24 protein-coding genes are annotated in these 26759 nt (G+C 64.4%); 12 read left to right on the top strand and 12 right to left on the bottom strand.

Annotation, left to right across the window (positions count from 1 at the left end; genetic code table 11):
- The first annotated feature begins 112 nt into the window (after nt 1-112).
- Nucleotides 113-550 carry a D-aminoacyl-tRNA deacylase gene (gene dtd, locus I6L45_RS05395; protein WP_043763382.1) on the top strand — a complete coding sequence of 146 codons (438 nt, stop codon included), beginning with the start codon at nt 113-115 and terminating at the stop codon, nt 548-550.
- A gap of 27 nt (nt 551-577) precedes the next feature.
- On the opposite strand, the gene I6L45_RS05390 is transcribed toward dtd, so the two are convergent.
- Nucleotides 578-1234: a spermidine synthase gene (locus tag I6L45_RS05390; RefSeq protein WP_254204373.1), complete on the bottom strand. Its 657-nt coding sequence runs from the start codon at nt 1232-1234 to the stop codon at nt 578-580.
- A 173-nt stretch (nt 1235-1407) separates the two neighbouring features.
- Here I6L45_RS05390 and I6L45_RS05385 point away from each other — a divergent pair, with 173 nt between their 5' ends.
- A complete protein-coding gene (locus tag I6L45_RS05385) occupies nt 1408-2316 on the top strand; it encodes a bifunctional GNAT family N-acetyltransferase/hotdog fold thioesterase (protein WP_043763380.1) in 909 nt (302 codons plus the stop codon).
- A gap of 55 nt (nt 2317-2371) precedes the next feature.
- Here I6L45_RS05385 and I6L45_RS05380 read toward each other — a convergent pair whose 3' ends face one another.
- The 4 genes from I6L45_RS05380 to I6L45_RS05365 form a co-directional block, all read right to left on the bottom strand.
- Nucleotides 2372-4450, bottom strand: a complete 2079-nt coding sequence (locus tag I6L45_RS05380) for an AsmA-like C-terminal region-containing protein (protein ID WP_216983633.1) — start codon at nt 4448-4450, stop codon at nt 2372-2374.
- Between the two features lie 58 nt (nt 4451-4508).
- A complete protein-coding gene (gene recG, locus I6L45_RS05375) occupies nt 4509-6578 on the bottom strand; it encodes an ATP-dependent DNA helicase RecG (protein WP_216983632.1) in 2070 nt (689 codons plus the stop codon).
- A gap of 246 nt (nt 6579-6824) precedes the next feature.
- Nucleotides 6825-8174 (bottom strand): CDP-diacylglycerol--serine O-phosphatidyltransferase, encoded by a 1350-nt coding sequence (pssA, locus tag I6L45_RS05370; protein WP_043763376.1) that lies wholly within the window; start codon nt 8172-8174, stop codon nt 6825-6827.
- A 152-nt stretch (nt 8175-8326) separates the two neighbouring features.
- Nucleotides 8327-9688, bottom strand: a complete 1362-nt coding sequence (locus I6L45_RS05365; protein WP_231557827.1) for a GntP family permease — start codon at nt 9686-9688, stop codon at nt 8327-8329.
- 165 nt (nt 9689-9853) lie between these two features.
- On the opposite strand from I6L45_RS05365, the gene I6L45_RS05360 reads away from it, so the two are divergent.
- The 3 genes from I6L45_RS05360 to I6L45_RS05350 are packed head-to-tail and all read left to right on the top strand — an operon-like array spanning nt 9854 to nt 12871.
- Nucleotides 9854-10363 carry a gluconokinase gene (locus I6L45_RS05360; RefSeq protein ID WP_043763373.1) on the top strand — a complete coding sequence of 170 codons (510 nt, stop codon included), beginning with the start codon at nt 9854-9856 and terminating at the stop codon, nt 10361-10363.
- 60 nt (nt 10364-10423) lie between these two features.
- Nucleotides 10424-12220, top strand: a complete 1797-nt coding sequence (gene edd / locus I6L45_RS05355) for a phosphogluconate dehydratase (RefSeq protein ID WP_216983631.1) — start codon at nt 10424-10426, stop codon at nt 12218-12220.
- Between the two features lie 9 nt (nt 12221-12229).
- Complete coding sequence (locus I6L45_RS05350; RefSeq protein ID WP_216983630.1) at nt 12230-12871, top strand: bifunctional 4-hydroxy-2-oxoglutarate aldolase/2-dehydro-3-deoxy-phosphogluconate aldolase; 642 nt, start codon at nt 12230-12232, stop codon at nt 12869-12871.
- Nucleotides 12872-12940: 69 nt separating this feature from the next.
- On the opposite strand, the gene I6L45_RS05345 is transcribed toward I6L45_RS05350, so the two are convergent.
- Complete coding sequence (locus I6L45_RS05345) at nt 12941-13948, bottom strand: substrate-binding domain-containing protein (protein WP_043763365.1); 1008 nt, start codon at nt 13946-13948, stop codon at nt 12941-12943.
- An 85-nt stretch (nt 13949-14033) separates the two neighbouring features.
- Between I6L45_RS05345 and I6L45_RS05340 the strand changes: the two genes are divergently transcribed.
- Nucleotides 14034-14684, top strand: coding sequence for a Qnr family pentapeptide repeat protein (locus I6L45_RS05340; RefSeq protein WP_216983629.1), 651 nt, complete (start codon nt 14034-14036; stop codon nt 14682-14684).
- A gap of 112 nt (nt 14685-14796) precedes the next feature.
- On the opposite strand, the gene I6L45_RS05335 is transcribed toward I6L45_RS05340, so the two are convergent.
- Together I6L45_RS05335 and gpmM are read right to left on the bottom strand one after the other, a co-directional pair.
- Nucleotides 14797-16191: a peptidoglycan DD-metalloendopeptidase family protein gene (locus I6L45_RS05335; protein ID WP_216983628.1), complete on the bottom strand. Its 1395-nt coding sequence runs from the start codon at nt 16189-16191 to the stop codon at nt 14797-14799.
- 8 nt (nt 16192-16199) lie between these two features.
- Complete coding sequence (gene gpmM, locus I6L45_RS05330) at nt 16200-17729, bottom strand: 2,3-bisphosphoglycerate-independent phosphoglycerate mutase (protein ID WP_216983627.1); 1530 nt, start codon at nt 17727-17729, stop codon at nt 16200-16202.
- A gap of 348 nt (nt 17730-18077) precedes the next feature.
- Between gpmM and I6L45_RS05325 the strand changes: the two genes are divergently transcribed.
- From I6L45_RS05325 to gpsA, 3 genes are read left to right on the top strand one after another with little or no spacing between them, the layout of a single operon-like run.
- Complete coding sequence (locus I6L45_RS05325) at nt 18078-18509, top strand: rhodanese-like domain-containing protein (protein ID WP_042078414.1); 432 nt, start codon at nt 18078-18080, stop codon at nt 18507-18509.
- A gap of 47 nt (nt 18510-18556) precedes the next feature.
- Nucleotides 18557-19027, top strand: a complete 471-nt coding sequence (gene secB / locus I6L45_RS05320) for a protein-export chaperone SecB (RefSeq protein ID WP_010672547.1) — start codon at nt 18557-18559, stop codon at nt 19025-19027.
- A 2-nt stretch (nt 19028-19029) separates the two neighbouring features.
- Nucleotides 19030-20034 carry an NAD(P)H-dependent glycerol-3-phosphate dehydrogenase gene (gpsA, locus tag I6L45_RS05315; RefSeq protein ID WP_043153517.1) on the top strand — a complete coding sequence of 335 codons (1005 nt, stop codon included), beginning with the start codon at nt 19030-19032 and terminating at the stop codon, nt 20032-20034.
- 69 nt (nt 20035-20103) lie between these two features.
- On the opposite strand, the gene nfuA is transcribed toward gpsA, so the two are convergent.
- Entirely contained in the window at nt 20104-20682 is a 579-nt protein-coding gene (gene nfuA, locus I6L45_RS05310) for a Fe-S biogenesis protein NfuA (RefSeq protein ID WP_010672549.1), read from the bottom strand.
- 148 nt (nt 20683-20830) lie between these two features.
- Nucleotides 20831-21559, bottom strand: a complete 729-nt coding sequence (locus I6L45_RS05305; RefSeq protein WP_216983626.1) for a ComF family protein — start codon at nt 21557-21559, stop codon at nt 20831-20833.
- 38 nt (nt 21560-21597) lie between these two features.
- Between I6L45_RS05305 and bioH the strand changes: the two genes are divergently transcribed.
- The 3 genes from bioH (at nt 21598) to I6L45_RS05290 (ending at nt 23436) form a co-directional block, all read left to right on the top strand.
- The gene (gene bioH / locus I6L45_RS05300) at nt 21598-22362 is read left to right on the top strand and encodes a pimeloyl-ACP methyl ester esterase BioH (RefSeq protein ID WP_216983625.1); all 765 of its coding nucleotides are present in this window, start codon (nt 21598-21600) and stop codon (nt 22360-22362) included.
- Nucleotides 22363-22433: 71 nt separating this feature from the next.
- Entirely contained in the window at nt 22434-22667 is a 234-nt protein-coding gene (locus I6L45_RS05295; protein ID WP_216983624.1) for a flagellar biosynthesis protein FlgE, read from the top strand.
- A 1-nt stretch (nt 22668) separates the two neighbouring features.
- Nucleotides 22669-23436, top strand: a complete 768-nt coding sequence (locus tag I6L45_RS05290) for a putative metalloprotease CJM1_0395 family protein (protein WP_216983623.1) — start codon at nt 22669-22671, stop codon at nt 23434-23436.
- 69 nt (nt 23437-23505) lie between these two features.
- Here the strand turns inward: I6L45_RS05290 and I6L45_RS05285 are convergent, their stop codons facing one another.
- Nucleotides 23506-25812: a Tex family protein gene (locus I6L45_RS05285; RefSeq protein WP_216983622.1), complete on the bottom strand. Its 2307-nt coding sequence runs from the start codon at nt 25810-25812 to the stop codon at nt 23506-23508.
- Nucleotides 25813-26088: 276 nt separating this feature from the next.
- Nucleotides 26089-26562, bottom strand: coding sequence for a transcription elongation factor GreB (gene greB, locus I6L45_RS05280; protein WP_216983621.1), 474 nt, complete (start codon nt 26560-26562; stop codon nt 26089-26091).
- Nucleotides 26563-26759 lie beyond the last annotated feature (197 nt).

Here is a 26759-nt window from a genome sequence, read left to right as displayed (position 1 = left end):
CCCTGGTCCCTGTCGGGAAAGACTTGGCCTGAGCAGGGCATTTATTGGTAGCATCGACGACCGCCCCGTCTTGTGACGGCGGCGGTCGTGTCGTTTATGAGAGGAGAGAGGCGTGATTGCATTGATTCAGCGGGTGTCCGAGGCCAGCGTGACCGTCGAGGGCGAAGTGACCGGGGCCATAGATCAGGGTCTGCTGGTGCTGCTCGGGGTGGAACAGGGGGACGACGAGGCCAAGGCGGACAAGCTGCTGCACAAGGTGAGTGGTTACCGCATCTTCTCCGACGAGAACGGCAAGATGAACCTCAACGTGGGACAGGTCGGGGGCAGCCTGCTGGTGGTTTCCCAGTTCACCCTGGCGGCGGACACCCAGAAGGGGATGAGGCCCAGCTTCTCCGGCGGGGCGCACCCGAGCGAGGCCGAGCGGCTCTACGACTACTTCGTGGCCCGCGCCAGGGAGAGCGGCATGCCGACCGAGACCGGCCGCTTTGCCGCCGACATGAAGGTCAGGCTGCTCAACGACGGCCCGGTGACGTTCTGGCTGCAGGTCTAGCCCCGCTCTGACGAGAGAGGGTGGCGGCTAGGTCGGCCGGCTGGTGGCGTGCAGGATGACGTTGCGATAGCCGGGCACCTGGTGGGTCTGGGTGGGACCAATCCACTCCTCCGCCAGTCGCAGTGCCTGGGCTTGCTCCAGGTGGGTACGTGGCAGCAGGTTGATGATGAGGGTGCCACTGAGGCGAAGGGCCAGCGCCTGATAGAGCGGAGCCTGAAACAGCAGCAGGGGGTTGCCGTCCTGGCTGAACAAATCCAGCAGCACCAGATCGTACTGCTCCTGGCTCTGCTGCAGGAAGTGCAGTGCATCCGCATGGTGCAGGCGTGGAGCGTCTCCCGCCCGGGGTAGGAAGAACTGCTGGAACAGGGTGAGGATCTCCCCATCCAGATCCACGCAGTCGTGGTGGGCGTCGGGCCAGCGCGCCGCCAGATGGCGGGTGAGATCCCCCCCGCCCAGCCCGAGCTCCAGGATCCGGTTTGCCTGCTCTGGCAGGCGATCGGCGATGCACCTCTGATGGGGCAGGCAGAGGCTGGCCGGCTGGCTGAGGCTCATGGCGGATTGCACCACGCCGTCCATTTCCAGCCAGCGGTGGCAGGTATTTTCCAGGATAGAGAGGCGGCGCGCGGGCTTGGCGCTGAGGTGCAACAAGTGGTCGGCTTGGTACGCTTGCAGATTGAAGTCCATGAATTTGCACGGCAAGATGGCTTTCGACCAGTGTAACTCAAGGATGTTGTTATGTACCGGGTGGTTACTCCCCAAACGCCAGCGGAGCTGGATGCCCATTATCAATTGAGCTGCGAGGCATTGGTGCGCAAGCCTTTCAGTCTGTCCGTTGGCGCCAACTCAAGGATCGCTTTATGTACCGGGTAGTCACTCCTGAAACCGCAGCCGAACTGGATGCCTACTACCAGTTGCGCTGGGAACTGCTGCGCAAACCCTTCAACCTGCCGATTGGCTCCGAACGTGACGAATACGATACGGTTGCCGTCCACCGGCTGATGCTGACCGAGGACGGTACCCCCATCGCCGTGGGCCGCCTCTTTGTCGGCGGCGACGAGGCCCAGATCCGCTTTATGGCGCTGCGCCCCGAGTACCGTGGTCAGGGGCTGGGGGCCCGCATGGTGGAGGATCTCGAACAGCTGGCTCGCGACGAGAAGGTGAAGCGGTTGGTGATGAACGCTCGCCAGGAGGCGGTGGAGTTCTATCGCCGCTGCGGCTTCCTCGAGGTGGGCGAGGGGCCCGTCTCCTTCGGGCGCATTCCCCACCGCCAGATGATCAAGTCCCTGAGCCCGTTGCAGACGATCCAGTACCGCCCCGAGTGGTGCCAGGATCTCACCACCCGCTGGTCGCGCGGGATCCCCATCAGCGAGAAGATGGGGGTGCACATCACCCACTACGACGGCCAGACCTTCCACCTCAAGGCGAACCTGGCGGCCAACCTCAACGTTCACGACACCATGTTCGCCGGCAGCATCTACAGCCAGTGCGTGCTGGCGGGTTGGGGCCTCATCTGGTTGCAGCTCAAGGAGACTGGCCTTGGGGGAGACATAGTGCTGGCCGAGGGCAACATCAAATACTACAGACCGGTGAGCGAGGAGCCGGAGGCGCGGGTGGCCCGGGAGGGAATGCCCGCCGTGCTGGAACCGCTCAGGGAAGGGGAGTCTGCCAAGTTCAGCCTGCGGGTGCAGTTGTTCAGCGCTCGCAAGCTGGCGGTGGAGTTTGTCGGCCAGTACGTGGTGCTACCCATCAAACGCGGTGGTCGCTGATCCCGGCCGCGCTCCCCCCTCTCGACAACAAGGCCTCATTGCGAGGCCTTGTTCGTTATTGGGAGGCGGTGGCGGGAGCCGGCGCTTGCGCCTGCGGTCGCCAGAGCGGGCCGCTGCGCCCCTGTGCCGGATAGCGTACGCCAGCCTCCCAACCGCAGGCCTCCTGCCCGGTGGGGAACTGCCACTCCAGGCCGGGATCCTTGAGGGGGCCACGCCAGCGGGCCAGCAGTTCGGCGCAGCGCCGCTTGTTCAGGATACCGAGATCCAGCTGCCACTGGTCGGCGGCGAGATCGACGCCACCCTGCAGCGCCAGCAGGTGGGTGATGGTGGAGGCGCCCCCCTGCTCGACCCGCACTTTGCCCTGCTCGGCCCTGGCGTTCAGCTTGATCTGGTAGAAGGGCGTGTCTCCTTGCTGCATCGCCTGCCACAGCGCCTGTGGCGTCAGGGTCGGCGGTGTCTGCTCCTTGAACCAGGCATCCAGCAGGGGATCGATGGCAACCCTGTCCCAGAAGGGATCCTGGCTCTCCAGGCTCAGGCTGCCCTGCAGGGTGCGGCGCCAGCTGGCCGTCTCCTCGCCGGGCTGGCCGTTGAGGTCGGCCCGCAGATCCGCCGTCAGATCCAGCTTGCCCGCGAGCGACACCGGGGCGTGCAGCAGCCTGCCCCACTGATCCAGATCCAGCTGCTTGCCCTGCACCTGCACGCGGCTCTCCTGCCCTTTTGACTTGCCCCACTGGCCGCTGAGGCTGAGGGAACCTTCATCCGGCAACGTGCTGGCCAGCTTGTTGAGTTGCCAGGCCTCCGGAGTCAGCTCGCCGTCCAGCGCCCCGTTGCGGGCACTGAGGCCGTCCCACACCAGTTCGAACCACTTGCTCTCGATACGGGCCCGGCCCAACAGCGGGGAGGGCTGGTTGCCCCGCAATGCAAGGTCACTCAGGTAGAGCTGCCAGCCCGTCAGGGAGAGGGGAATGGCGTCGTCAAACGAGAGCACCTTGAGGCGGTCGAACGCCAGCTTGCGGATCTCGATCTGTTGCGGGCGCCAGCCCTGCCAATCCTGCCACCACCCCGGCGGCAGGCTGATGTCCATGCCGCTCAGGGCCATGTCTTTCAACGTCAGCCTCTGCTGCTGGGGGTCGAGGGCCAGATCCAGGCTGAACTCCCCTTCATAGGCCTTGCCCTGCAGCTCGGCATCGATCTGGCGGGGGGAGAAGGCGAGTTTGCCCGCGATGGCTTCCAGCTGGAACAGGCCGCGCCCGAGATCTCCCAGGGTGCCGGCGAGGTAACCGCTCGGCTGGGTGCCCGCCTGCCAGTTGAAGGCGGTGAGCTCACCGCTGAAGTTGTTGAGGGAGAGCTCCTGCTCGATGGCATTGACGCTGATCCCGGAGAGCCTTCCCCGATCCAGGCTGATGTGGCGCAGGGGGAATGCCCCGGGTGGAATGTCACCGAGTTCGACCCGCATGGCACGAGCCTGGAGATCGTGCAGCTGCAGGCTGCGCTCGGGCCAGTTCAGCACCATGCCGGTCTCGAGCAGGCCGTCGAAGAGGTTGGTGGTGAGCTTGTCGGTGCTCAGCACCTGACCTTCCAGCCTGCCCTTCAGGCTGAGGCGGGCCAGGGTGAACTGCGGGGTTTCCAGCTGGTTGATGCCAAGACTGAGGTTGGCCTGAGGCTGGCGCTTGGGATCGATCAGCTCCCAGTCGCTCAGGGTGGCGCTCAGGCCGCGCAGGGTCAGGGCCTCGCTCTGCAGGCTCAGGTTGTCTATGGTGCTGTCGCTGATGGAGAGGGAGTTGACCGGCAGGGTCGGCAACTGGTTGGGCAGCGGCAGCTTGATGACGGGGCGGATGAGATCCAGGTGAGCGATACGCACGTCCCGGTTCAGCCAGTCTATCTGGTCTATCTCCAGGTACACCTTGTCCAGCTGCACGGCGTCACCGTAGCGCACCTGCTCCGCCAGCAGGGTATAGGGGTGCAGGGGGTTGAACACCAGCCGCCCTATGGTGACGGGCACCCCGGTCTGCTGGCTGAGCCAGTTGGCGATGGGGCCCTTGGCCCGTTCGGCGTCGAACAGGCCGAGGCCGACCCAGACGAACAGCAACAGGAAGGCGAGGGTGTAGAGCAGGCCGCGTAGCCAGGAATTCATAAGCGCTTTCCTCCTGTGTCTGTTGGTCTATCAGGGGTTGGGGTAGTGATTCCGCAGGTCAGGCGTTGGAGTAATGGTCCCGCAGCCCCATCCATCGGCGGATCAGCGGGTCCACATGACCAGGATGCCTGTCCATCAGGAAGCGCGCCATCTTCTGCACCTGAGGGATCAGCGGCTGATCCCGCACCAGATCCGCGATCTTGAGGTCGGCGAGCCCGGTCTGGCGGGTGCCGAGCAGTTCCCCTGGGCCGCGCAGCTCCAGATCCCGCTGGGCGATGAGGAAGCCGTCGTTGGTCTCCCGCAGTACCCCGAGCCGGCTCTGGGCCGTCTTGGAGAGCGGGGCGTGATAGAGCAGCACGCAATGGGAGGCCACGGACCCTCGCCCGACCCGGCCGCGCAGCTGGTGCAGCTGGGCCAGCCCCAGTCGCTCCGGGTTCTCGATGATCATCAGGCTGGCGTTGGGCACATCGACCCCCACCTCGATGACGGTGGTGGCGACCAGCAGTTGCAGTATGCCTGCCTTGAACTCCTCCATCACCCGCTGCTTCTCCACCGGGCGCATCCGGCCGTGCACCAGGCCGATGTATAGGCCGGGCAACCGGGCTTGCAGCTCGGCGGCGGTGTCTTCGGCGGCCTGGCACTCCAGCACCTCTGACTCCTCGATCAGGGTGCAGACCCAGTAGGCCTGCTTGCCCTCCTCGCAGGCGAGCCTGACCCGCTCGATCACGTCGCCCCGCCGGCTGTCCGGCAGGGCGACCGTGGTGATGGGGGTACGCCCCGGCGGCAGCTCGTCGATGACGGAGGTGTCTAGGTCCGCATAGGCGGTCATCGCCAGGGTGCGCGGGATGGGGGTGGCGGTCATGATGAGCTGGTGGGGATGCACTCCCTCCCGCTCGCCCTTCTCACGCAGGGCGAGGCGCTGGTGCACCCCGAATCGGTGTTGTTCGTCGATGATGACCAGGGCCAGGCGCTGGAAGACCACCTGCTCCTGGAAGATGGCGTGGGTCCCCACCACCATCTTGACGCTGCCGTCCGCGATGGCAGCCAGCGCCTCTTCCCGTGCCTTGCCCTTCTGCTTGCCCGCCAGCCAGCCGACCTGGATGCCGAGCGGCTCCAGCCACTTGGCGAAGTTGATGGCGTGCTGCTCGGCCAGGAGCTCGGTCGGCGCCATCAACCCCACCTGACAGCCGTTGCCGATGGCCTGCAGGGCGGCCAGCGCCGCGACCAGCGTCTTGCCGGAGCCTACGTCCCCCTGCACCAGCCGCATCATGGGGTGGCTCTGCTGCAGATCCTTCGCTATCTCCGCCACTACCCGGCTCTGGGCACCGGTGGGGGTGAACGGCAGGGCGCCGAGCAGCTGCTCCACCAGGGCTGGTGCCGGCTTGAGGGCGCGGGCGAGCTGGGTCTGCGCCTGGGCGCGAACCTTGAGCACCGAGAGGTTGTGGGCCAGCAGCTCTTCCAGCACCAGCCGCTGCTGGGCCGGGTGCTGGCCGCTCTCGAGCAGGGCCAGCGCCACCGAGGGGGGCGGGCGATGCAGCAGGCGCAGGGCGGCGGCCAGGTCGATCTGGTGGGGATAGAGGCCGACGGGCAGCAGCTCTTCCACCCCGTAGAGGTCGAGCTGGGCCAGGGCCTGGTCGGTGAGGCTGCGCAGGGTGAGCTGGCGCAGCCCCTCTGTGGTCGGATAGACGGGGGTGAGGGCCTCTTCGGTCTGGCCGGCCTGCTCCTCGCCGAGCAGCTTGTACTCGGGGTGGGCCATCTCCAGACCGTACTTGCCGGGGCGGGTCTCGCCGAAACAGCGGATCAGGCGTCCGGCCGCCAGGCTGTTCTTCTGGGCGGCGGTGAAATTGAAGAAACGCAGGGTCAGGCTGCCGGTGCCGTCGCTGATGCGGCACACCAGCATGCGACGACGGCCCATGACCAGCTGGGTGTCCTGGATCTCGCCCTCGACGGCGCCGTGCAGGCCGGGGGGCAGATCGCCGATGGGCCACACCTGGGTGCGGTCCTCGTAGCGCAGGGGGAGGTGGAACAGGAGATCCTGCACCGTGGCCAGCCCCAGCCGCTCGAGTTTCTCCAGCATCTTGCTGCCGACGCCCTTGAGGCTGTCGAGAGGGATTTTATCCAATTTCATCAATTAGATGCCCGAAAACACTGTAAATATGTCCAGATGATAGGGGTTGTTGAGGCCAGGATGCAAGCCGCGTTGCAGCCGGCGCTGGCCGGATGTGACAAGGGCCCGCCGAAAGACGACGGACCCTTGTGATGGATTGGGCGGCGATGCCTGGGTCGGCGCTTGTGCCTCAGATGATGCGCTTGCGCAGGAGATGGTCTTGACCCTGTGGCATACCAGCCAGCAGCAAGAGTGCTGGCCTGCGCCTCAGATGATGCGCTTGAGCAGCAGGTGGGCCTTGACCCTGTGGATCCGGGCCAGCAGCTTGCGCACCTGATCCGGGTAGTCCTTGATCTGCTCGATCTGGTCGAAGTGGCTGATGCGACGGGTGTGGGTCAGGATGCAGTCGCGCTCCTCACGGAAACGCGCGCGCAGGTGGTGGTGTTCATCGTGCACCAACAGGCCGTTCTCCAGATCCAGCGCCCAGGCGCGGGGATTGAGGTTGTTGCCGGTGAGCAGGGCCCACTCCTCGTCCACGAAGATCCCCTTGAGGTGATAGGAGTTCTTCTCGCAGCACCAGAGCATCAGGTTGAGACGGCCGCTGTCGATGTGGTGCTGGTTGCGCTCGGCAAACTTGCGCAGGTTGGTCTCGTAGAGATAGGGGAGCCCGCCTATGGTGGAGAATTTCTCCTCCGGGGGGATGAAGAAGTCGTTGGCGGTCTTGTCGCCCACCACGATCGTCACCTTGCAGCCGCGCCTGAGCAGCGCCTCCACGTCCTTGTTCAGCTCCTTGGGCGGGTTGAAATAGGGGGTGCAGACGAAGATCTCCCGCTCGGTGGCGCGCACCAGGTTGCGGATCATCCGGTTGAGCAGGTTACCCCGCTTGCCCAGGCCCACCATGGGGGTCACGGCGATCTCACGGTCGTTGGCCGGGATGCTCTCGAAGCGATACTGGCTGGTGCGCAAGCGCTGCTTGAAGCGGCGGATCTGGCCCTTGAGCTGCTTGGCACCGGGGATGCCGGTGCGATCCAGCCGCTGGACGGCCTCGCTGCCGAGGAAGACGTCGTCCACATAGTTGACCATGCTGCGGGTCAGGGCCGGGCTGGTGATCTGGTGGTAGCGATCGAAGCGGTAGCGCTCCTGCTGGTGCAGGTAGATATCGTTGAGGCTGGCGCCGGAGTAGAGCAGGGTGTCGTCGAAGATGAAGCCCTTGAGGTGCAGCACCCCGAGCAGCTCGCGGCCCTTGACCGGCACGCCGTAGATCTCTATCTGGTGCTGGTGGCTGGCGGCCATGGCCTGGTACATCAGGTGGTTGCCCCCCTGCTTGCCCTTGCCGATTAGGCCGCGCTGGGCGCGGTGGAAGTCGACGAAGACCTTGATGTCGAGGGCGGGATTGCGCTGCTTGGCGGCATAGAGGGCGGTGAGGATCTCCCGTCCAGCTTCGTCATCCTGCAGATAGAGCGCGATCAGGTAGATGCGCTGGGTCGCATGGGCGATGAGCGACAGGATCCGGCTCTTGAAGTCCTTGGCGCTGCTGAGCACCTGAAACTGATCCGCGGCAACCGCGATCTGGGGTAAGCGGGTCAGCAACTGTCGATAATGTGCCGATGAATGCATAGAGAAGCCTGAAATCACGGGATGAAGCGTTCCACTCGGGGCGAAGAATAGGCAATTCTAACAATCTGTGGCGATGGGCCCAAGCAAGAATCCGTAAAAAGTCGATGCAGAGTCACATCGGGGCCGGCAGAGGCGGCCCCGATGTCGGCGGGTTAGAAGATGGCGCTGGCCGTGGCCACGATGAGGAAGGCGATGGTGCCGAGCAGCGTCTCCATCACGGTCCAGGTCTTGAGGGTGGTCTTCTCGTCCATGTTGAGGAAGCGGCTGACCAGCCAGAAACCGGAGTCGTTGAAGTGGGAGAGCACGGTCGCGCCCCCGGCGATGGCGATGACGATGAAGGTCAGATCCAGCTCGCTCAGACCAGTGGTGGCGGCCACGGTCGGCGCCATCAGGGCGGCGGTGGTGGTCAGGGCCACGGTGGCAGAGCCCTGGGCGACCCGCAGCGCGGCGGAGACCAGGAAAGCCGCCAGGATCACCGGCATGCCGGTGTCGGAGAGGACGTCGGCCAGGGCCGCGCCGATGCCGCTGGCACGCAGCACGCCGCCGAACATGCCGCCGGCACCGGTCACCAGGATGACGGCACAGACCGGAGCCAGGGCGTCGTTACAGAACTTCTCGAGCTGCACCTTGCCCTGGCTCTGACGGAACATCCAGAGGGCGTAGAGCACGGTGATGAGCAGGGCGACCGGCGTCTTGCCGACCATGCGCAGCACGTTGACCCAGTCCGCACTCTTGTCGATGACGCCCATGACGCTCAGGGTGTTGAGGCCGGTATCCATGAAGATGAGCACCAGCGGCAGCAGCAGGATGGAGAGTACCTGGCCGAAGCTCGGCGCCTTGTCAGCGATCTGCTCGGCACTGGCGGTGAAGCTCGGGGGCAGGGGCAGTTCAAACTTCTTGCCGGACCAGAGGCCGAACAGGTAGGCACCCAGATACCAGGTGGGCAGCGCGACCAGCAGACCCACGACGGTGAGCAGGCCGATGTTGGCACCCAGCAGCTCGCTGGCGGCCACCGGGCCCGGGTGGGGCGGCAGGAAGGCGTGCATCACCGCGAAGGCGCCGGCGGAGGGCAGGGCATATTTGAGGACAGAGCCGCCAAACTGCTTTGCCACGCTGAAGATGATGGGCAGCATGACGATGAGGCCGGCGTCGAAGAAGATCGGGAAGCCGAACAGCAGGGAGGCGATCCCGAGCGCGAAGGGCGCGCGGTGGGAGCCGAAGCGGTTGATCAGGGTATCGGCCAGTACCTTGGCGCCCCCCGTCATCTCCAGGATCCGGCCTATCATGGCGCCGAGGCCGACCAGCAGGGCGACCGAGGCCAGGGTGCCGCCGAAACCGGTCAGCATGGTGGGGATCACCTGGTCATAGGTGACCCCGGTGGCCAGGGCTGTCAGCATGCTGACCAGGGTCAATGCCACGAAGGCATGCACCTTGAATCGCATGATCAGCACCAGCAACATGACAATGGCTCCGCCCGCTACCGAGAGCAGATAGGTGACATCGGGTGTGTTCATTGCTCCGTCCATAAAGTTGTCCTCAAATGGTTCTAGTTGTTGTTCTGCACATTTCTGTGCTGCACTTCACATTGCGAAACGTTACCGGTAACATGTTACCGGTAACGTGGTAGCTTAGAACCCATCAGGCGAACGTTTTTTGAAAAGTGAGAGAGAGGTCAAATAATGGCGGGCAAGTGCATTATCGTGATGGGTGTGTGTGGCAGCGGCAAGTCCAGCATCGGCCTCAAGGTGGCCAATGCCCTGGGCGCCAAGTTCATCGACGGCGATGATCTGCACCCTCGCGCGAACATCCAGAAGATGGCGGCGGGCAACCCGCTCAACGACGAAGACAGGGCCCCCTGGCTGGAACGGATCCGCGATGCGGCCTACAGCCTGGAGCGCAAGAACGAGCTCGGCGTCATCGTCTGCTCGGCCCTCAAGAAGCAGTACCGCGATCAGATCCGCGAGGGCAACGACTCGGTACACTTCCTCTTTCTGGATGGCAGCCAGTCTCTCATTCTCGAGCGGATGCGGGCACGGCAGGGCCACTTCATGCGCGAAGCCATGGTACAGAGCCAGTTTGATACCCTGGAGCGGCCGGATGGCGAGGCCGGCGTCTTCCGCATCGACATCGACGGGACCTTCGAGCAGGTCGTCGACCGTGCCGTCACCGCGCTGCAGCAGGCGCAATGAGCCATGTCGCGCGCCCGGTCACTGCCGAACGCGCCCGTATATAGAGTTGGAGAGATAGCTATGACCCATCCCGTGATCACCCTGGTGACCGACCGCATCCGCGAGCGCAGCACCGCCCGCCGCGCCCGCTTCCTGGCCCGCATCCAGCGCCAGGCCGAGCAGGGCAAGACCCGCGCCTCCCTCTCCTGCGGCAACCTGGCCCACGCCGTGGCCGCCTCGAGCTGTGACGAGAAGGGGCGCATCCTCGACATGACCCGTGCCAACGTCGGCATCGTCAGCGCCTACAACGACATGCTGAGCGCCCATCAGCCCTATCAGGGCTACCCGGACATCATCAAGGGCGCGCTGGCGGAGCTCGGTCACAGCGCCCAGGTCGCCGGCGGCGTGCCCGCCATGTGCGACGGCGTGACCCAGGGCCAGCCGGGGATGGACATGTCCCTCTTCTCCCGGGATCTCATCGCCCAGGCCACCGCGGTCTCCCTTTCCCACAACACCTTCGACGCCACCCTGCTGCTCGGCATCTGCGACAAGATAGCCCCGGGCCAGATCATGGGGGCGCTCTCCCACGCCCACCTGCCCACCGCCTTCGTCCCCGCCGGCCCCATGGCGAGCGGCATCAGCAACGACGAGAAGGTGAAGGTGCGCCAGCAGTATGCCGCCGGTGAAGTGGGTCGCGACGCCCTGCTGAAAATGGAGTGCGGCGCCTACCACGCGGCGGGCACCTGCACCTTCTACGGCACTGCGAACACCAACCAGCTGGTGTTCGAGGCCATGGGCCTGATGCTGCCGGGCTCCGCCTTCGTCCACCCCCACAGCGAACTGCGCCACGCCCTGACGGAAGAGGCGGCTCGTCGCATCAGCGCCATGATCCCGGGCTCCCCGGCCTATCGCCCCCTGAGCGAGGTGGTGGACGAGCGCGCCCTGGTCAACGGACTGGTGGCCCTGCTCGCCTCCGGCGGCAGCACCAACCACAGTATCCACATGGTGGCGCTGGCCCGCGCCGCCGGCCTGGAACTGACCTGGGATGACCTGAGCGATCTCTCCGACGTGGTGCCGCTCCTGGTGCGCATGTACCCGAACGGCCCGGCCGACGTGAACGCCTTCGAGCAGGCGGGTGGCGTGCCCGGCCTGATGCGCCGTCTGGCAGAGGCGGACCTGATCCACCTGGACGCCACCCCTGTGTTTGGCGAGATGGCGGACTACCTCACTCGTCCAGCGCTGGTGGATGGCAAGCTGGTGTGGCAGCCGGTGGGCGAGAGCCAGGATCCGACCGTGCTCTCCCCCTACGGCAGCGAGTTCCAGGCGACCGGCGGCACCAAGCTGCTCTCCGGCAACCTGGGCCGCGCCGTGGTCAAGGTCTCTGCGGTCGCCCCGGAATACCGTGTCATCGAGGCACCGGCCCGGGTCTTCTCCTCCCAGCACGCGGTGGAGGCAGCCTACAAGGCGGGAGATCTCAATCAGGATGCCGTCATCGTCGTGCGCCACAATGGCCCGGCGGCCAACGGCATGCCGGAGCTGCACAAACTGATGCCGGTACTCGGCAACCTGCAGAAGGCGGGTCACAAGGTGGCCCTGGTCACCGACGGCCGCCTCTCCGGCGCTTCCGGCAAGATCCCGGCCGCCATCCACGTCACCCCGGAAGCACTGCACGGCGGGGCCATCGGCCTGTTGCAGGATGGCGATCTGCTGCGGGTGGATGCGGTGACCGGCAGCCTCGACTGCCTGACCGATTTGAGCGGCCGCACCCAGGCCGAGATCGACCTCACCCTGGAACAAGAGGGGTGGGGCCGTGAACTGTTCAGCGTGATGCGTCGCGCGGTATCGAGCGCCGAGTGTGGCGCCACCATCTTTGACTAAGGAAGAGCTATGCAGAACTGGAAAGTGACCCCTGCCGAGGTGTTTGCCGCCTCCCCCCTGGTACCCGTGATGGTCATCAACGACCTGGATCAGGCCCTGCCGATGGCGAAGGCCCTGCTGGCCGGCGGCATCTCGGTGTTCGAGATCACCCTGCGTACCCCGGTGGCGCTGGACGCCATCGCCCTCATCGCCAAGGCGATGCCGGAAGCCATGGTCGGGGCCGGTACCGTGCTCAACTGCGCGCAGTTTGACGCCGCCGTCGCCGCCGGTGCCCGCTTCGTCATCTCCCCGGGCATGACCCCGGCCCTGCTGGCCCACGCGGCCAAGAGCACGGCGCCGCTGATCCCGGGCGTGGCCACCCCGTCCGAGGTGATGCAGGCGCTGGAAGCGGGCTACGACCACCTGAAGTTCTTCCCGGCCGAGGCGAACGGCGGCACCAAGGCGCTCTCCGCCATCGCGGCGCCGCTGCCCCAGGTGAAGTTCTGCCCCACCGGCGGGATCGGTCCGAAGAACGTGGCGGACTACCTGGCGCTGAAATGCGTGGCCACCGTGGGCGGCTCCTGGATGCTGCCAGCAGAGGCCGTCAAGAACGGCAACTGGGAGGAGGTGACCCGCCTCTCCCGCGAAGCGGTTGAACTGGTCAAGCGCTAAGCGCGAGGCGTCGTTCGCAATGCAACAGGCCACCCCAGGGTGGCCTGTTTCATATCTGGCGGCGGGAGATCAGCCCAGACTCTCCCCCTCGTAGAGGGAGAAGCCCATGTCCTTGCACCGCTCGGGTAGCGCAGCCCCGCCGAGGCGGGCAAGCAGCATGATGGCGGCTTCGCGGCCGATGGCCTCGCGGGGGGTGACGATGCTCGCGAGCTTGGGGGTCATGGCGTGGCCGATGTCGAGGGCATTGCTGCCGGCGATGGCCACCTGCTGGGGGACCGGGATCCACCTGGCCTGGCACTGTAACAGGGCTCCCACCGCCAGGTCGTCGTTGGTGCAGAACAGGCCGTCGAGATCGGGGAAGCGCGCCATGGCCTGGGCCAGCAACTCGCCCCCCAGGGTGAAGCTGGAGGACTGCTCGGTCAGCAGGTGCTGGCCGGTCAGGCCGAAATCGGCCATCGCCTGGTAGTAGCCCTCCATCCGCAGCTGGGTCCGCACGTCGAGCCGGGCGCCGAGGTAGATGACCTTGCGCCGTCCTCGCCGCAGCATCTCTGTTACCATGGCCCGGGCAGCTGCCCGGTGATCCATGCCCACCACCATGTCGATGGGGGAGAGGGGCAGATCCATGGTCTCCACCACCGGAATGCCGGCGGTGGCGATCATCTTGCGGGTGCGCTCGGTATGCTGGGTGTCGGAGAGGATGAGACCGTCCACGTTGTAGGAGAGCAGCGAGGCGACCTGCTCCTCCTCCCGCTCCGGGCTGTAGCCGTAGTGGGCGAGCAGGGTCTGGTAGCCGGCGGGCCGGGTCACCGCCTCGATACCGTGGATCACCGCCGAGAAGACCTGGTTGGAGAGGGAGGGGATCAGGATGCCGATCGCCTTGCTGGTGGCATTGGAGAGCATGTCCGGCGCCCGGTTCGGGATGTAGCCAAGCTCCTCCACCGCCGCGGCGATGCGCTCGCGGGTCCCCTCGGCCACGGCAGACGGGTCGCGCAGGTAGCGGCTGACGGTCATCTTGGTGACCCCGGTCAGGTCGGCGATGTCCTGCAGGGTGGGGCGGCGCTTGCGGGTGTCGTTCATCTGGGGATCCGGCAGTAAATGTTACAGGTAACATTACCGTTTTTGCTCAACAATGTCAGCATATGACGCCACCGGGAGGGTCGTGATGATCAGGGATAAGTGCTTCGTGGAGGTGCGCTTCGAGCAGCAGGAGGTAGAGGGGGAGCAGTTTGAGGGGTGCCGCTTCATCGGTTGCCACTTCTCCTGGCTGGATCTCGCCGAGAGCCGTTTCGTCGGCTGCAGCTTCTACGACAGGGAGCGGGAGCTGGGCTGCCTGTTCCAGGGCAGCGATCTGCGGGAGGCGAGCTTTCTGCGCTGCGATCTCACCCTGGCGGATTTCGGCCGCAGCCAGTGTCTGGGGCTGGAGATGCGGGACTGCCAGGCCATGGGCATCAACTTCGCCCACGCCAGCTTTGCAAACCGGATCACCGCCAGAAGCTACTTCTGCGAGGCTCACCTCACCGGCAACAACTTCAGCTATGCGAACTTCGAGCACTGCCTGCTGGAGCGGTGCGAGCTGAGCGGCAATCGCTGGCAGGGGGCCAGCCTGCTGGGGGCGTCCCTGGCGGGTTCCGACCTCAGTGGCTCCGAGTTCGGCCAGCTGGAGTGGACCAGCTTCAACCTGCAGGGCTGCGATCTGCGCCAGTGTGATCTGCCCGGGCTGGATCTGCGTCGGGTCGACCTCACCGGAGTGCAGATCAATGAAGAGCAGCAGCAGGGGCTGCTGGAGCAGATCGGGCTTGTCGTCTTCCCCTGAGTGAATGGAAAAAGAGGTAATTTTTCATCAAAGGACGTCGTCTGTGGCGGCAGAGCCTTTCACCATGAAAAAAGCCTGCGCAAGGCAGGCTGTTCGTTGTGAGGAGCCGGGGTCAGCGTCTGGCCAGCCACTTGGTCGGGTTGATGGCCTCGCCCTGGTAGCGAATTTCGAAGTAGAGGCCGGCGCGCTCCTGGCCCCCGCTGTCGCCGACCAGGGCCACGGGCTCACCCTGTTCCACGTTCTGCCCCACCTGGCGCAGCAGCGATTGATTGTGGCCATAGAGGCTCATGTAGCCCTTGCCATGGTCGATGACCAGCAGCATGCCGAAGCCGTCCAGCCAGTCTGCATAGACCACCTGGCCCGGCGCGACCGCCTTGACCTGGGTCCCTTCGCTGGCGCCGATCAGGGTGCCCTTCCACTTCAGCTCGGCGGTGCGCGGTGATCCGTAGGAGATGAGGATGGGGCCCTGGACCGGCCAGCGCAGGTTGCCACCCGTGCTGAGTCCGCCGTAGCCGCTGCTCGCCTTGGCGCTCTTGCGGGCGGCCGCCTGCTGCTCCGCCACCCTGTCTTGCTGTGCGGTGACTCTGCGCTGTTCGGCGGCGAGTCGTTGCTGCTCGCCGACCTGACGCTGCTGGGCGGCGATCCGCTGCTGCTCCGCGAGGCGCTTCTGTTCGGCGGCCAGACGCTGCGCCTCGAGGCGGCGCTGGCGTTCCTGCTCGGCCTTGATCTTGGCCAGACGCTCCCGCTCGGCCCGCTCGCGGCGCTCCTGCTCTTCCCGCTGGCGACGCAGCTCTTCCAGCCGTGCCTTCAGCGCCTTCTCCGCCTTGACCAGCCTGGTCAGTTTCAGCTCATCGTTTTGTACCGACTGCTGCAACTGGTTGCGCACCTTGGCGCGGCTCTGCTGGCTGGCCAGCAGGCTCTGGTGATGTTGTTGCTGCTCGCCGAGAAGGGTCTGGAGACGGTTCTCGGTCTCCTTGGTGGCCTGCTGGTTCTTGGCCAGCTTGTCGCGGGTGGCACGCAGGGCTTCAATGGCCTCGATGCGGGCCTTGTTGAGGTAGTCGAAATAATCGAGGGCACGGCTCAGTTTGGCCGGATCCTGCTGGTTGAGCAGCAGTTTGAGGTAATCGTGGTTGCCCGCCTGGAAGGCGCTTTCCGCCTGCTTGGCCAGCAACTGCTTCTGATGCTTCGCCTGTTGCTCCAGCGCCAGCTTGTCCTGCTGCAGGCCGACCAGCTTCTGCTGGTTCTGCCTGAGCTGCAGTCTAGTCTGATCGAGCTTGGCGGCGGCGGCCGAGATAGCCTGCTCATCGGCCTTGAGCTGGGTGTTGAGCTTGGCCAGCTCCTGCTTGCTGAGCTTGAGCGTCTGCTGTTGTTCCTTGATCTGGGACTGCATGGCGCCAAGCTGCTGGTTGGCAGCCTGGGCCTGAGTACCGATCAGGCAAAAAAACAGCGCGCCGGCCAACAGGCCGACGCGACTGGTTTTCTGTGAAATAGCTTCGCATCCCCGCATGGGGCGGATTATTTCAGAATCATCAGGGGCTTGCCAGTCATTTCCGGCGGCACCGGCAGGCCCATCAGAGTCAGCATGGTGGGGGCCAGATCGGACAGTTTGCCACCTTCCACTACCTCGGCTTTACGACCGAAGTAGATGAGGGGAACCGGCAGATTGGTGTGGGCGGTGTGAGCCTGACCAGTCTCCTCGTCCATCATCTTCTCGGCGTTGCCGTGGTCGGCGGTGATGAGGCACTCGCCACCCACTTCCGCCAGGGCGTCGGTGACGCGACCGATGCAGTGGTCGACGGCCTCACAGGCCTTGACCGCAGCATCGAATACGCCGGTGTGGCCGACCATGTCGCCGTTCGGGTAGTTGCAGATGATGACGTCGTACTTGCCGCTCTTGATGGCCGCAACCAGCTTGTCGGTCAGCTCTTCGGAGCTCATCTCCGGCTGCAGGTCATAGGTGGCCACTTTCGGGCTGGCGACGATCTCGCGATCCTCACCGGTGAAGCAAGCCTCTTCGCCGCCGTTGAAGAAGAAGGTGACGTGGGCGTACTTCTCGGTCTCGGAGATGCGCAGCTGGGTCTTGCCCTGCTTGGCCAGCCATTCACCCAGGGTGTTCACCAGGGCGGTCGGCGGGTAGGCGCAGGCGGTCTTGATGTCGGCCGCGTACTCGGTCAGCATCACGAAGTTCAGGGCCGGGGTGGCGGTGCGGGCGAAGCCGGTGAAGTCGGTGTCGACGAAGGCGCGGGTGATCTCGCGGGCGCGGTCAGCACGGAAGTTCATGAAGATCAGCGCATCGCCATCTTCCATCGGTGCAGCGTCGCCGATACGGGTGGCCTTGACGAACTCGTCGTTCTCGTCGCGGGCATAGGCGGCAGCCAGCGCTTCGGTGGCGGACGCGGCGGTGAACTCGCCCTTGCCCTGGGTCATCAGGTCATAGGCCTGCTGTACGCGGTCCCAGCGGTTGTCGCGGTCCATGGCATAGTAACGGCCGATCATGGAGGCGAAGCGACCCTTGCCCAGTTTGGCAAACAGGGCGTCAAACAGCTCGATGGAAGACTGGGCACTGCGCGGCGGTACGTCGCGGCCATCCAGGAAGGCGTGGAAGTAGATCTTCTCGGCGCCACGCTTGGCGGCCATCTCGATCATGCCCATGATGTGCTCTTCGTGGCTGTGGACGCCACCCGGGGACATCAGCCCCATGATGTGTACGGCCTTGCCCTTGGTCACGGCGGCGTCAACGGCCTTGGCCAGCTCGACATTCTGGAAGAAGGGGCCGTCCTGGATGTCCTTGGAGATGCGGGTCAGCTCCTGATAGACGATGCGGCCGGCGCCGATGTTGACGTGGCCCACTTCGGAGTTGCCCATCTGGCCGTCTGGCAGACCCACGTCCAGGCCGGAGCCGGAGATCAGGGTGCTGGTGTAGTCACGGGCCAGGCGGTCCAGGTTCGGGGTCTTGGCGGCAGCGACGGCGTTGTGCTCTTGCTTGGTGCTGTAGCCCCAACCGTCCATGATGACCAGAACCAGCGGTTTCTTAGCTGTTGACATAAGGCTATGTCCTCTCGGATAGGAATGAATTGCGGGAAGTGAAACTAGCGTAATATTACTACATCTGCCGAAATAGTCACCTGATAGCCAAGTCCCTCTCCAGCCTCGCTTTTTAACTGTTATCCCGCTGTTTTCGGCATGTTGCCGGCTTGTCTGCCGCGGCGGCTTTTCCTCTTTTGCTCCCCTCTTTTCGGCAGCGCGCATCCTTTTGTTTGGCCCGGACGGAGGAGGAAGAATCGGCAGCAATCCCTGATGGGAGCTTGCTCTCGCTTTGCCGCCAAGATGGCTGATCTTATGCAGGCCCCCATGTATACTCGGGCCCTTGTCTTGGTCCCTGGATAGTAGAAGATGCAAGAGTATTTGGATTTCGCGGCCCGCAACCCGCTGCTGACCGCAGCCTGGCTGGGCCTGGCAGGCACCCTGGTGTATACCACTGTGCGTGCTCGTTTTTCTCCGGTGAAGGCAGTCAACAACCACGCCGCCACCCTGCTGATCAACCGTGAAAATGCCACCGTCGTGGATATTCGCAGTCAGGATGAATTTGCCAAGGGCCATCTGGCCGGGGCCCATCACCTGCCGCTCACCCAGATCCAGGCGAATAATCTGGGCCCGGTTGAAAAGCACAAGGATGCCCCCATCATAGTGGTGTGCGAGTCGGGGATGACCGCTGGTGGCGCGGGTCGCCAACTGAGCAAGGCCGGTTTCAAGCAGGTATATGTGCTCAGCGGTGGCATGGCCCAATGGCGTGCAGACAATCTGCCGGTGACCAAAAAACGCTGATTTAAGGGCCTGCGCCCACTCATTATCTTAAAAAGGAATCAAACGAAATGGCTGACGAAATCAACAACCAGGAAGTGCAACCGGAATTCCACATCCAGCGTGTCTACACCAAGGATGTCTCCTTCGAAGCCCCGAATACCCCGCACATCTTCCAGAAAGAGTGGCAGCCGGACGTCAAGCTGGACATGGATACCAAGACCAACGTCCTGGCCGACAGCGTCTATGAAGTGGTGCTGACCCTGACTGTCACCTGCAAGCTGGAAACCGAGACCGCCTTCCTGTGCGAAGTGCAGCAAGCCGGCATCTTCACCATCGGCAACCTGCCTGAGCCGCAACTGGCCCACTGCCTGGCGGCCTTCTGCCCGAACATCCTGTTCCCGTATGCCCGCGAAGCGGTGTCCAACCTGGTGAGCAAGGGTTCCTTCCCGCAGCTGAACCTGGCACCGGTCAACTTCGACGCCCTGTTCGCCCAGCACATGGCGCAGGTACAGGCCCAGCAGGCGACTGCGGAAGCCTGATAATGGCCGACCAGATCGCAATCTCGGTCCTGGGGGCGGGGTCTTATGGCTCCGCCCTTGCCATTTCTCTGGCGCGCAATGGTCATCCGACCCTGCTGTGGGGTCACGACCCTGCCCATGTCGCCGAGCTGGAACAAGATCGCTGCAACAAGGCATTCTTGCCGGATGTCCCCTTCCCGGCCGATCTGCAACTGACGTCGGATCTGCAGGCGGCGGTGCAAGCCGCTCCCGTGCTGCTGCTGGTGGTGCCGAGCCATGTGTTCGGCCAGGTACTGGCCCAGGTCAAACCCTTCCTGCGCCCGGATACTCGGATCGCCTGGGCCACCAAGGGGCTGGAACCGGATAGCGGCCGTCTGCTGCAAGAGGTGGCGCGGGAGGTGCTGGGGGATGCCATTCCACTGGCGGTCATCTCGGGCCCGACCTTCGCCCGCGAGCTGGCCGCCGGTCTGCCGACCGCCATCTCGGTGGCCTCGACCCACGACGACTTTGCCGACGATCTCTCCCACCTGCTGCACTGCGGCCGCTCGTTCCGGGTCTATACCAATCCGGACTTCATCGGTCTGCAGCTGGGCGGGGCGGTCAAGAACGTCATCGCCATCGGTGCCGGTCTCTCTGACGGACTCGGCTTTGGCGCCAACGCCAGAACCGCGCTCATCACTCGGGGTCTGGTGGAGATGCAGCGTCTGGGCGCCGCCCTCGGGGCCGACGCCAAGACCTTCATGGGGATGGCGGGGCTCGGGGATCTGGTGTTGACCTGTACCGACAACCAGTCGCGCAACCGCCGTTTCGGTCTGGCGCTGGGAGCGGGCAAGTCGGTTGACACCGCCATGGCCGAGATAGGCCAGGTGGTGGAAGGCTATCGCAACACCAAGGAGGTGCATCTGCTGGCGGCCCGCTGTGGCGTCGAGATGCCCATCTGCGAACAGATCTTCAAGGTGCTCTACGAGGGCAAGAATCCGAAAGAGGCGGCCATCGCCCTGCTGTCGCGAGACAAGAAGGACGAGTGATCTGCCAGCCGCAGAATGCAAAAGGCCCCGCCAGCTGGCGGGGCCTTTTCTTTGCCGCAAGGGGGCAAATCAGTAGTAGGAGTGGTCGCCGCGCTGGTGCTCGGTGGCATCCTTGACGCCGTTGAGCTCGCCCGGGAATTTCTCCAGCAACTGCTTCTCGATCCCCTCTTTCAGGGTGTAGTCGACCATGGAGCAACCGTTGCAACCGCCGCCGAACTGCAGGATGGCCAGTTTGTCGTCGGTCAGCTCGACCAGGGTGACCTTGCCGCCGTGACCGGCCAGCATGGGGTTCACCTCGGACATCAGCACGTATTCGATACGGTCGATCAGCGGGGCGTCGTCGGCCACTTTGCGCATCTTGGCGTTGGGGGCTTTCAGGGTGAGCTGGGAGCCCATCTGATCGGTGACGAAATCGATGGTGGCATCCACCAGGAAGGGGGCGCTCAGGGGATCGACCAGGCAGTCGAAGCCGCTGAAGGGCAGGTGCTGATCTTCCGGATCGACCGCGTCGGGTGGGCAATAGGATACGCCGCACTCGGCATTCTGGGTTCCCGGATTGACCACAAACACCCGGATGTTGGTGCCATCAGGCTGCTTCTCCAGCAACTTGCGGAAGTGGGCCTGGGCGGTGTCGGAAATGCTGATCATCACTATCCTCATAAACCTGAGTGTACGACTAGGGTATTCATGATAACTCGCTTGGCGGGGCTTGGGTAGCGTGCCGATGGCGAGCCTGTGAGCCCGGGCGTATCGGAATCATGCCGCCAGCGGTCTCCCGGGCCGGATCCCAGCCCGGTTATTTCAGGTGTCGGAGGGTACGGCAGATGGCCCACACCTCTACCGTGGTGACGCCGTGCTCATGAAGCAACCGGGTGAGCTGACCTGCGGTGGCGCCCGTGGTGACCACATCATCGAGCAGTGCCACATGCCGGTAGTGGTGAGGTGCCATGTCGAAGGCGCCACGCAGATTGCGTCGCCGCTGGCCGGCACTGAGCCGGGTCTGTTGCGGGGTCGACCTTGTCCGGCGCAGTATGCGGGTGTCGCAAGGAATGCCGGTGAGTGCGCTCAGGGCATGGCCGATTTCTTCTGCCTGATTGAAGCCGCGCCACCACTGGCGCCACCAGTGCAGGGGAACCGGAATGATGACCTGTGGCGGGTTGGCGAGATCCAGATGATCTGCCAGCAGGCGGGCAAGCAGCGGCGCGAGCAGGATCTGACCGGAATACTTCAGCTGGGGGATGAGTTGGGCATAAGGTGCCTGATAGTCGCCGATCACCTGCAAACGCTCCCAGGGGGAGGGTCTGCGCTGGCAGCGACCGCACAGCAGTTCGCTCTCGCGATGTTGCTCCGGCAGCGGTGCTGCACACATCAGGCATCGTCTGTCGTGCTGGCGCTGGGCGTGGCGGCACCAGGAGCACAACAAAGGCGTCTCGTCACAGGGTTGGCGACAGAGCAGGCACAGACCGAGCCAGTCGGACTGGGTGCCAAGGATCGGACTTGCTTTGGCGAGCAGCCGCTTTAACATGCAGGCTCCAAGCAGATAAACAGGGATCTTGAGTCTAGATGAGCGTATCGGTTGAGCGGTTTGGCCAGGGCCCGGACCTGGTGTTGTTGCATGGCTGGGGCATGAACGGTGCCGTCTGGCACGGTATTGCCCAAGAACTGGCTGCCCACTATCGGTTGCATCTGGTGGACCTGCCCGGCTTTGGCAACAGCCCCCTGCAAGCAGGGACAGACTACACCCTGCCCTGGCTGGCAGAGCAGGTGGCGGCCATATTGCCTGAAAAATGCCATCTGCTCGGCTGGTCCCTCGGTGGTCTGGTGGCGAGTCAGTTGGCGCTGACCATGCCTGAACGCCTTCACTCTCTCATTACCGTAGCCAGTTCTCCCTGCTTCATGGGCCGCGACGAGTGGCCCGGGATTGCCCCCAAGGTGCTGGCGGGGTTCAACCAGATGCTGGCCGGCGACTTCATGCAGACCATAGAGCGCTTCCTCGCGATCCAGGCCATGGGCAGCGAGCACGCCAGAAACGACATTCGCCAGTTGCGCCACTGGCTGGCGGAGCGCCCGGCCCCTCAGCTTGCCGCGCTGGAAGGAGGGCTCGCTCTGCTGGCAGAGGTCGACCTCCGGGAAGCGCTGGTCAACCTGGATCTGCCCTGGCTGCGCTTATACGGCAGACTGGATACCCTGGTACCCAAGGCGGCCATCCCGCTGCTGGACGAACGTTATCCCGCCAGTCGCAGCCGGGTGCTGGACAAGGCGTCTCACGCCCCTTTCATCTCCCATCCCGAGCAATTCGTCACCCTGCTGCGGCAGTTCATTGGCTGAGATTTGAGCGGCAGGCTTCAATAACTCGTCAGGTTGGTGGATAATTGGCCAATCCATAGAGGAGTGTGCCAATGCGTATCGAATCAGCCATGACGATGGGCGTGCAGGGATTCCAGCGGGCCGAGCAACTGGCCGACCAGGTCTCCAGCCAGATCGCCCGTCTCAATACGCCGGCGGGCGACCAGGTGCAGTTGCCCGATGAGCTGGTCAATCTCAAGGTGGCCGAAGTGCAGGCCGGGGCCTCCGCCAAGGTGATCCAGACCGCCAGCGACATGCTGGGCACCCTGATCGACATCCGGGTGTGAGATGAACATCAACGTCAGCCTGCCGTCGCTCATTCCCAACCAGCTGCAACCGCAGACGGAATCGGCTCAGACTGACAACCGCCGCGCAGAGCTGGTTCCCCCCAGCCGTCAGGGCGAGGCATCCAGCGCCGAGTCCGGCGTCGGCTCCCAGAAAGAGAGAACCCGCACCGCTCAGGCCAATCCCGCCGCCTCATCCTCGTCCACGAAAGAGAACGGCCAGACCGGCCCCGTGACGGTGGCACACCGCTTTGTCGAGGCAACGGGGGAGGAGGGGGAGCGTCGCCAACGGCAGGATGCCGATCAGCAGGAACAGCAACAGCAGAAACAGCAGCGCCAGGTAGCTGCGCTGGTTGAGCGGGATCTCGAGGTGCGCAAGCATGAGCAGGCGCACCAGGCGGCCGGCGGCGAGCATGCGGACAGCCCCAGCTACCAGTTTTCCCGGGGGCCGGACGGCAAGCGTTACGCCACCGGGGGAGAGGTCGCCATCGACATCGGCGCCATCCCTGGGGATCCGGCAGCGACCATTGCCAAGATGCAGCAGGTGCGAGCCGCCGCGCTCGCCCCGGAACAGCCATCGTCACAGGACCTGAGCGTGGCCCGTACCGCCTCCACCAAGGAAGCCCAGGCCCGCAAGGAGCTGATGGTGCTCAGGCAGGACGCCATCGGCCCGCTCGGTGTCTATATGGATAGGCGCAATCAGGTGATCGCCCAGCACTACCAGCAGTCCGTGCGGCCGGCTTCTCCTCACCACTTCAGTCAGGACGTGTGATCAAACCCGCCCGGATGGCAGAGCAGAGATGAAAAAGCCCCTTTCGGGGCTTTTTGCATTTTCAGGGGCTTATTTCTTCAGCTTGGAGAGGGCGGCGGCGAAGGCATTGCCCATGGCGCCATCGGTCGGGGCGCTCTGACGGGGGGCCGGTTTCGGTTTGGGGTTGCCAGTGTGACGCGGCTCGGCCGGTTTGCGCGCCGGCTGGCCGGCTTTCTCATCCAGGCGCATGGTCAGGCTGATGCGTTTGCGCGGTGCGTCCACCTCCAGCACCTTCACCCGGACGATGTCGCCCGCCTTGACCACCTCGCGGGGATCCTTGACGAAGCGATCAGTCAGTGAGGAGATGTGCACCAGGCCATCCTGATGCACGCCGATGTCGACGAAGGCGCCGAAGTTGGTGACGTTGGTGACCACCCCTTCCAGCACCATCTCCGGCACCAGATCGCTGATTTTCTCCACCCCTTCCTTGAAAGTGGCGGTCTTGAACTCGGGGCGCGGGTCGCGGCCCGGCTTGTCCAGCTCGCCGATGATGTCGGTGACAGTGGGGACGCCAAACTGCTCGTCCGTGTAGTCGGAAGGCTTGAGGGTGCGCAGCAGGCTGCTGTTGCCGAGCAGGCTGTCGACGGTCTGTTCCAGTTTGGCCAGGATCCGCTCCACCACGGGGTAGGACTCCGGGTGTACCGCCGAGCCGTCCAGCGGGTTGCTGCCGCCGCGAATGCGCAGGAAGCCGGCACACTGCTCGAACGCCTTGGGGCCGAGCCGGCTCACTTTCAGCAACTGCTGGCGGCTCTTGAAGGCGCCGTGCTCGTCCCGGTAGGCGACGATGTTCTGGGCCAGGGTCTGGGAGAGGCCGGAGACCCGGTTTAGCAGGGCGACCGAGGCGGTGTTCACATCCACACCCACCGCGTTCACACAATCCTCGACCACCGCATCGAGCCGGCGGGCCAGCTGGCTCTGACTGACATCGTGCTGATACTGGCCGACGCCGATGCTCTTGGGATCGATCTTGACCAGCTCGGCCAGGGGATCCTGCAGACGGCGGGCGATGGAGACGGCGCCGCGCAGAGAGACGTCCAGACCCGGGAACTCCAGGGACGCGAGCTCGGAGGCGGAATAGACAGACGCCCCGGCCTCGCTCACCACGATTTTCTGGGCCTGGGCGGCCGGGTAGCGCTCGAACAGGTCGCTCACCAGGCGGTCGGTCTCCCGGGACGCGGTGCCGTTGCCGATGCTGATGAGCTCGACCCTGTGTTTCTGGCACAGCTCGCTCAGGGTCTTGAGACTCTGGTCAACCTGGCGCTTGGGTTCGAACGGATAGATGGTCGCGGTATCGACCAGCTTGCCGGTGGCATCCACCACGGCCACCTTGACCCCGGTACGGATGCCGGGATCCAGCCCCATGGTGCAGCGCATGCCGGCCGGTGCCGCCATCAGCAGATCCTTGAGGTTCATGGCGAACACCTTGATCGCCTCCTCTTCTGCGGATTCGCGGATGCGGCCGATGAGCTCGGTCTCCATCTGGAGCGACAGCTTGATCTTCCAGGTCCAGCTCACCACCCCCTGCAGCCACTTGTCGGCAGGGCGGCTCTGCAGATTGAGCTTGAGATGGTGGGCGATGATCCCCTCGCAGGGGCTGGCACTCTCGTCGTCACCGGTGACCAGCGCCAGGTTGAGCATCCCCTCGTTGCGGCCGCGCAGCATGGCCAGCACCCGGTGGGAGGGGGCCTTGTGCAGGGGCTCGTCATGCTCGAAGTAGTCCTTGAACTTGGCCCCTTCCTGCTCCTTGCCTGCCACCACGCGGGCGCGCAGGGTGGCGTTCTGCCACAAATAGTCCCGCAGCTTCTCAAGGAGATCCGCCTGCTCGGCGAAGCGCTCCATCAATATGTAACGAGCACCGTCGAGGGCGGTCTTGCTGTCGGTGATCCCCTGCTCGGCATTGAGGAAGCGGGCCGCCTCCTGCTCGGGATCTTTCATCGGGTCGCCCAGCAGCAGGTCGGCCAGCGGTTCCAGCCCCGCCTCGATGGCCATCTGCCCCTTGGTACGGCGCTTGGGTTTGTAGGGGAGGTAGAGATCTTCGAGCCGGGTCTTGCTGTCGGCCTCGTTCAGCTCGCGCATCAGTTCGGGGGTGAGCTTGCCCTGCTCCTCGATGGAGCGGAGGATCACCTGGCGGCGATCCGCCAGTTCGCGCAGGTAACCGAGCCGGCTCTCCAGGGTACGCAGCTGGCTGTCGTCCAGGCCACCGGTCACCTCTTTGCGGTAACGGGCGATGAAGGGGACGGTGGCGCCTTCGTCCAGCAGGCGAACGGCGGCCTGTACCTGTTCCGGTCGGGCATTCAGCTCACCGGCAATCTGATGTTCTATTACGTGACTTTGCATCGAAGATCTCTTGGTCGGGTCCTGTCTAACTGGCCAGCGCGGGGCTATGTCGCCGAACAGGGGGTCTGTCCTGGCGATACTTTAGATACCTGCCAGGCCACTGCCGCACGGGCCGGTTGGCGCCGCAAGGCGCCGGGTGTCAGCACTATATGGGCTCAGGTAACGGGATTCCACCCCGGCAGAGAGGGCAGTGAGCCTCCCCGGCTGGCAGGGGTGGCTGGCCCATGCCGACAGAAGGGAACCCGTCAGCGGTTCTGGTGATGGCGTGAAGCCGGCTTATTTGGGGTAGTTGATCTCATTGACGTACCAGCAGGCGTCACCCACTGGCGTGCGAACCATGGCTTCGTCGCCGATCTCTTTCTTGAGCAGGGCGCGGGCCATGGGGGAGTCGATGGAAATGTAGTCCTTGCGGCCGAAGATCTCGTCATAGCCGACGATGCGAAAGCGCTTGGTCTCGCCCTCGTCGTTTTCCACCTCGACCCAGGCACCGAAGAAAACCTTGCCTTCCTGGGAAGGGGAGTAGTCGACTATGGTGAGCTCCTCCAGGCACTTGCGCAGGTAACGAACCCGGCGGTCTATCTCCCGCAGACGCTTCTTGTTGTACTGATAATCCGCATTCTCGCTGCGATCGCCGAGGCTGGCCGCCCAGGCCACCTTCTTGGTGACTTCTGGCCTCTCCTCCCGCCAGAGCTGGTCGTGCTCCTGCCTGAGCCGGTTGTAGCCTTCACGGGTAATGAGTCTGGTTTTCATGGGGTTGTCACTCCCTGGCACGTTGCATCGTTGTGCTCGGGATCTTAGTCATTGCCGCTTTCCTGTCGAGCAAAAAGCGCAGAGGAGGTACACCCGTCAAGGAGGACATCTCCCCGTCGGACAACGATGGAGGGTAATAACCGGTAACATATTTATGCTTTGTGGTTGCAGGGGGGACCCCTAGTATTGAGGAGCAA

The organism is Aeromonas sp. FDAARGOS 1415, from assembly GCF_019048365.1.
Classification (GTDB): Bacteria; Pseudomonadota; Gammaproteobacteria; order Enterobacterales; family Aeromonadaceae; genus Aeromonas; species Aeromonas taiwanensis.
The sequence above is the reverse complement of the archived record's forward strand: the minus strand, read 5'-3'. Positions and strand labels throughout refer to the sequence as shown.

Excerpts from the sequence above, each read along its gene's own strand:
- I6L45_RS05390 (WP_254204373.1), bottom strand. The coding sequence starts at position 1,234 with ATGGACTTCAATCTGCAAGCGTACCAAGCCGACCACTTGTTGCACCTC.
- I6L45_RS05385 (WP_043763380.1), top strand. The coding sequence starts at position 1,408 with ATGTACCGGGTAGTCACTCCTGAAACCGCAGCCGAACTGGATGCCTAC.
- I6L45_RS05380 (WP_216983633.1), bottom strand. The coding sequence starts at position 4,450 with ATGAATTCCTGGCTACGCGGCCTGCTCTACACCCTCGCCTTCCTGTTG.
- recG (WP_216983632.1), bottom strand. The coding sequence starts at position 6,578 with ATGAAATTGGATAAAATCCCTCTCGACAGCCTCAAGGGCGTCGGCAGC.
- pssA (WP_043763376.1), bottom strand. The coding sequence starts at position 8,174 with ATGCATTCATCGGCACATTATCGACAGTTGCTGACCCGCTTACCCCAG.
- I6L45_RS05365 (WP_231557827.1), bottom strand. The coding sequence starts at position 9,688 with ATGAACACACCCGATGTCACCTATCTGCTCTCGGTAGCGGGCGGAGCC.
- I6L45_RS05360 (WP_043763373.1), top strand. The coding sequence starts at position 9,854 with ATGGCGGGCAAGTGCATTATCGTGATGGGTGTGTGTGGCAGCGGCAAG.
- edd (WP_216983631.1), top strand. The coding sequence starts at position 10,424 with ATGACCCATCCCGTGATCACCCTGGTGACCGACCGCATCCGCGAGCGC.
- I6L45_RS05350 (WP_216983630.1), top strand. The coding sequence starts at position 12,230 with ATGCAGAACTGGAAAGTGACCCCTGCCGAGGTGTTTGCCGCCTCCCCC.
- I6L45_RS05345 (WP_043763365.1), bottom strand. The coding sequence starts at position 13,948 with ATGAACGACACCCGCAAGCGCCGCCCCACCCTGCAGGACATCGCCGAC.
- I6L45_RS05340 (WP_216983629.1), top strand. The coding sequence starts at position 14,034 with ATGATCAGGGATAAGTGCTTCGTGGAGGTGCGCTTCGAGCAGCAGGAG.
- I6L45_RS05335 (WP_216983628.1), bottom strand. The coding sequence starts at position 16,191 with ATGCGGGGATGCGAAGCTATTTCACAGAAAACCAGTCGCGTCGGCCTG.
- gpmM (WP_216983627.1), bottom strand. The coding sequence starts at position 17,729 with ATGTCAACAGCTAAGAAACCGCTGGTTCTGGTCATCATGGACGGTTGG.
- I6L45_RS05325 (WP_042078414.1), top strand. The coding sequence starts at position 18,078 with ATGCAAGAGTATTTGGATTTCGCGGCCCGCAACCCGCTGCTGACCGCA.
- secB (WP_010672547.1), top strand. The coding sequence starts at position 18,557 with ATGGCTGACGAAATCAACAACCAGGAAGTGCAACCGGAATTCCACATC.
- gpsA (WP_043153517.1), top strand. The coding sequence starts at position 19,030 with ATGGCCGACCAGATCGCAATCTCGGTCCTGGGGGCGGGGTCTTATGGC.
- nfuA (WP_010672549.1), bottom strand. The coding sequence starts at position 20,682 with ATGATCAGCATTTCCGACACCGCCCAGGCCCACTTCCGCAAGTTGCTG.
- I6L45_RS05305 (WP_216983626.1), bottom strand. The coding sequence starts at position 21,559 with ATGTTAAAGCGGCTGCTCGCCAAAGCAAGTCCGATCCTTGGCACCCAG.
- bioH (WP_216983625.1), top strand. The coding sequence starts at position 21,598 with ATGAGCGTATCGGTTGAGCGGTTTGGCCAGGGCCCGGACCTGGTGTTG.
- I6L45_RS05295 (WP_216983624.1), top strand. The coding sequence starts at position 22,434 with ATGCGTATCGAATCAGCCATGACGATGGGCGTGCAGGGATTCCAGCGG.
- I6L45_RS05290 (WP_216983623.1), top strand. The coding sequence starts at position 22,669 with ATGAACATCAACGTCAGCCTGCCGTCGCTCATTCCCAACCAGCTGCAA.
- I6L45_RS05285 (WP_216983622.1), bottom strand. The coding sequence starts at position 25,812 with ATGCAAAGTCACGTAATAGAACATCAGATTGCCGGTGAGCTGAATGCC.
- greB (WP_216983621.1), bottom strand. The coding sequence starts at position 26,562 with ATGAAAACCAGACTCATTACCCGTGAAGGCTACAACCGGCTCAGGCAG.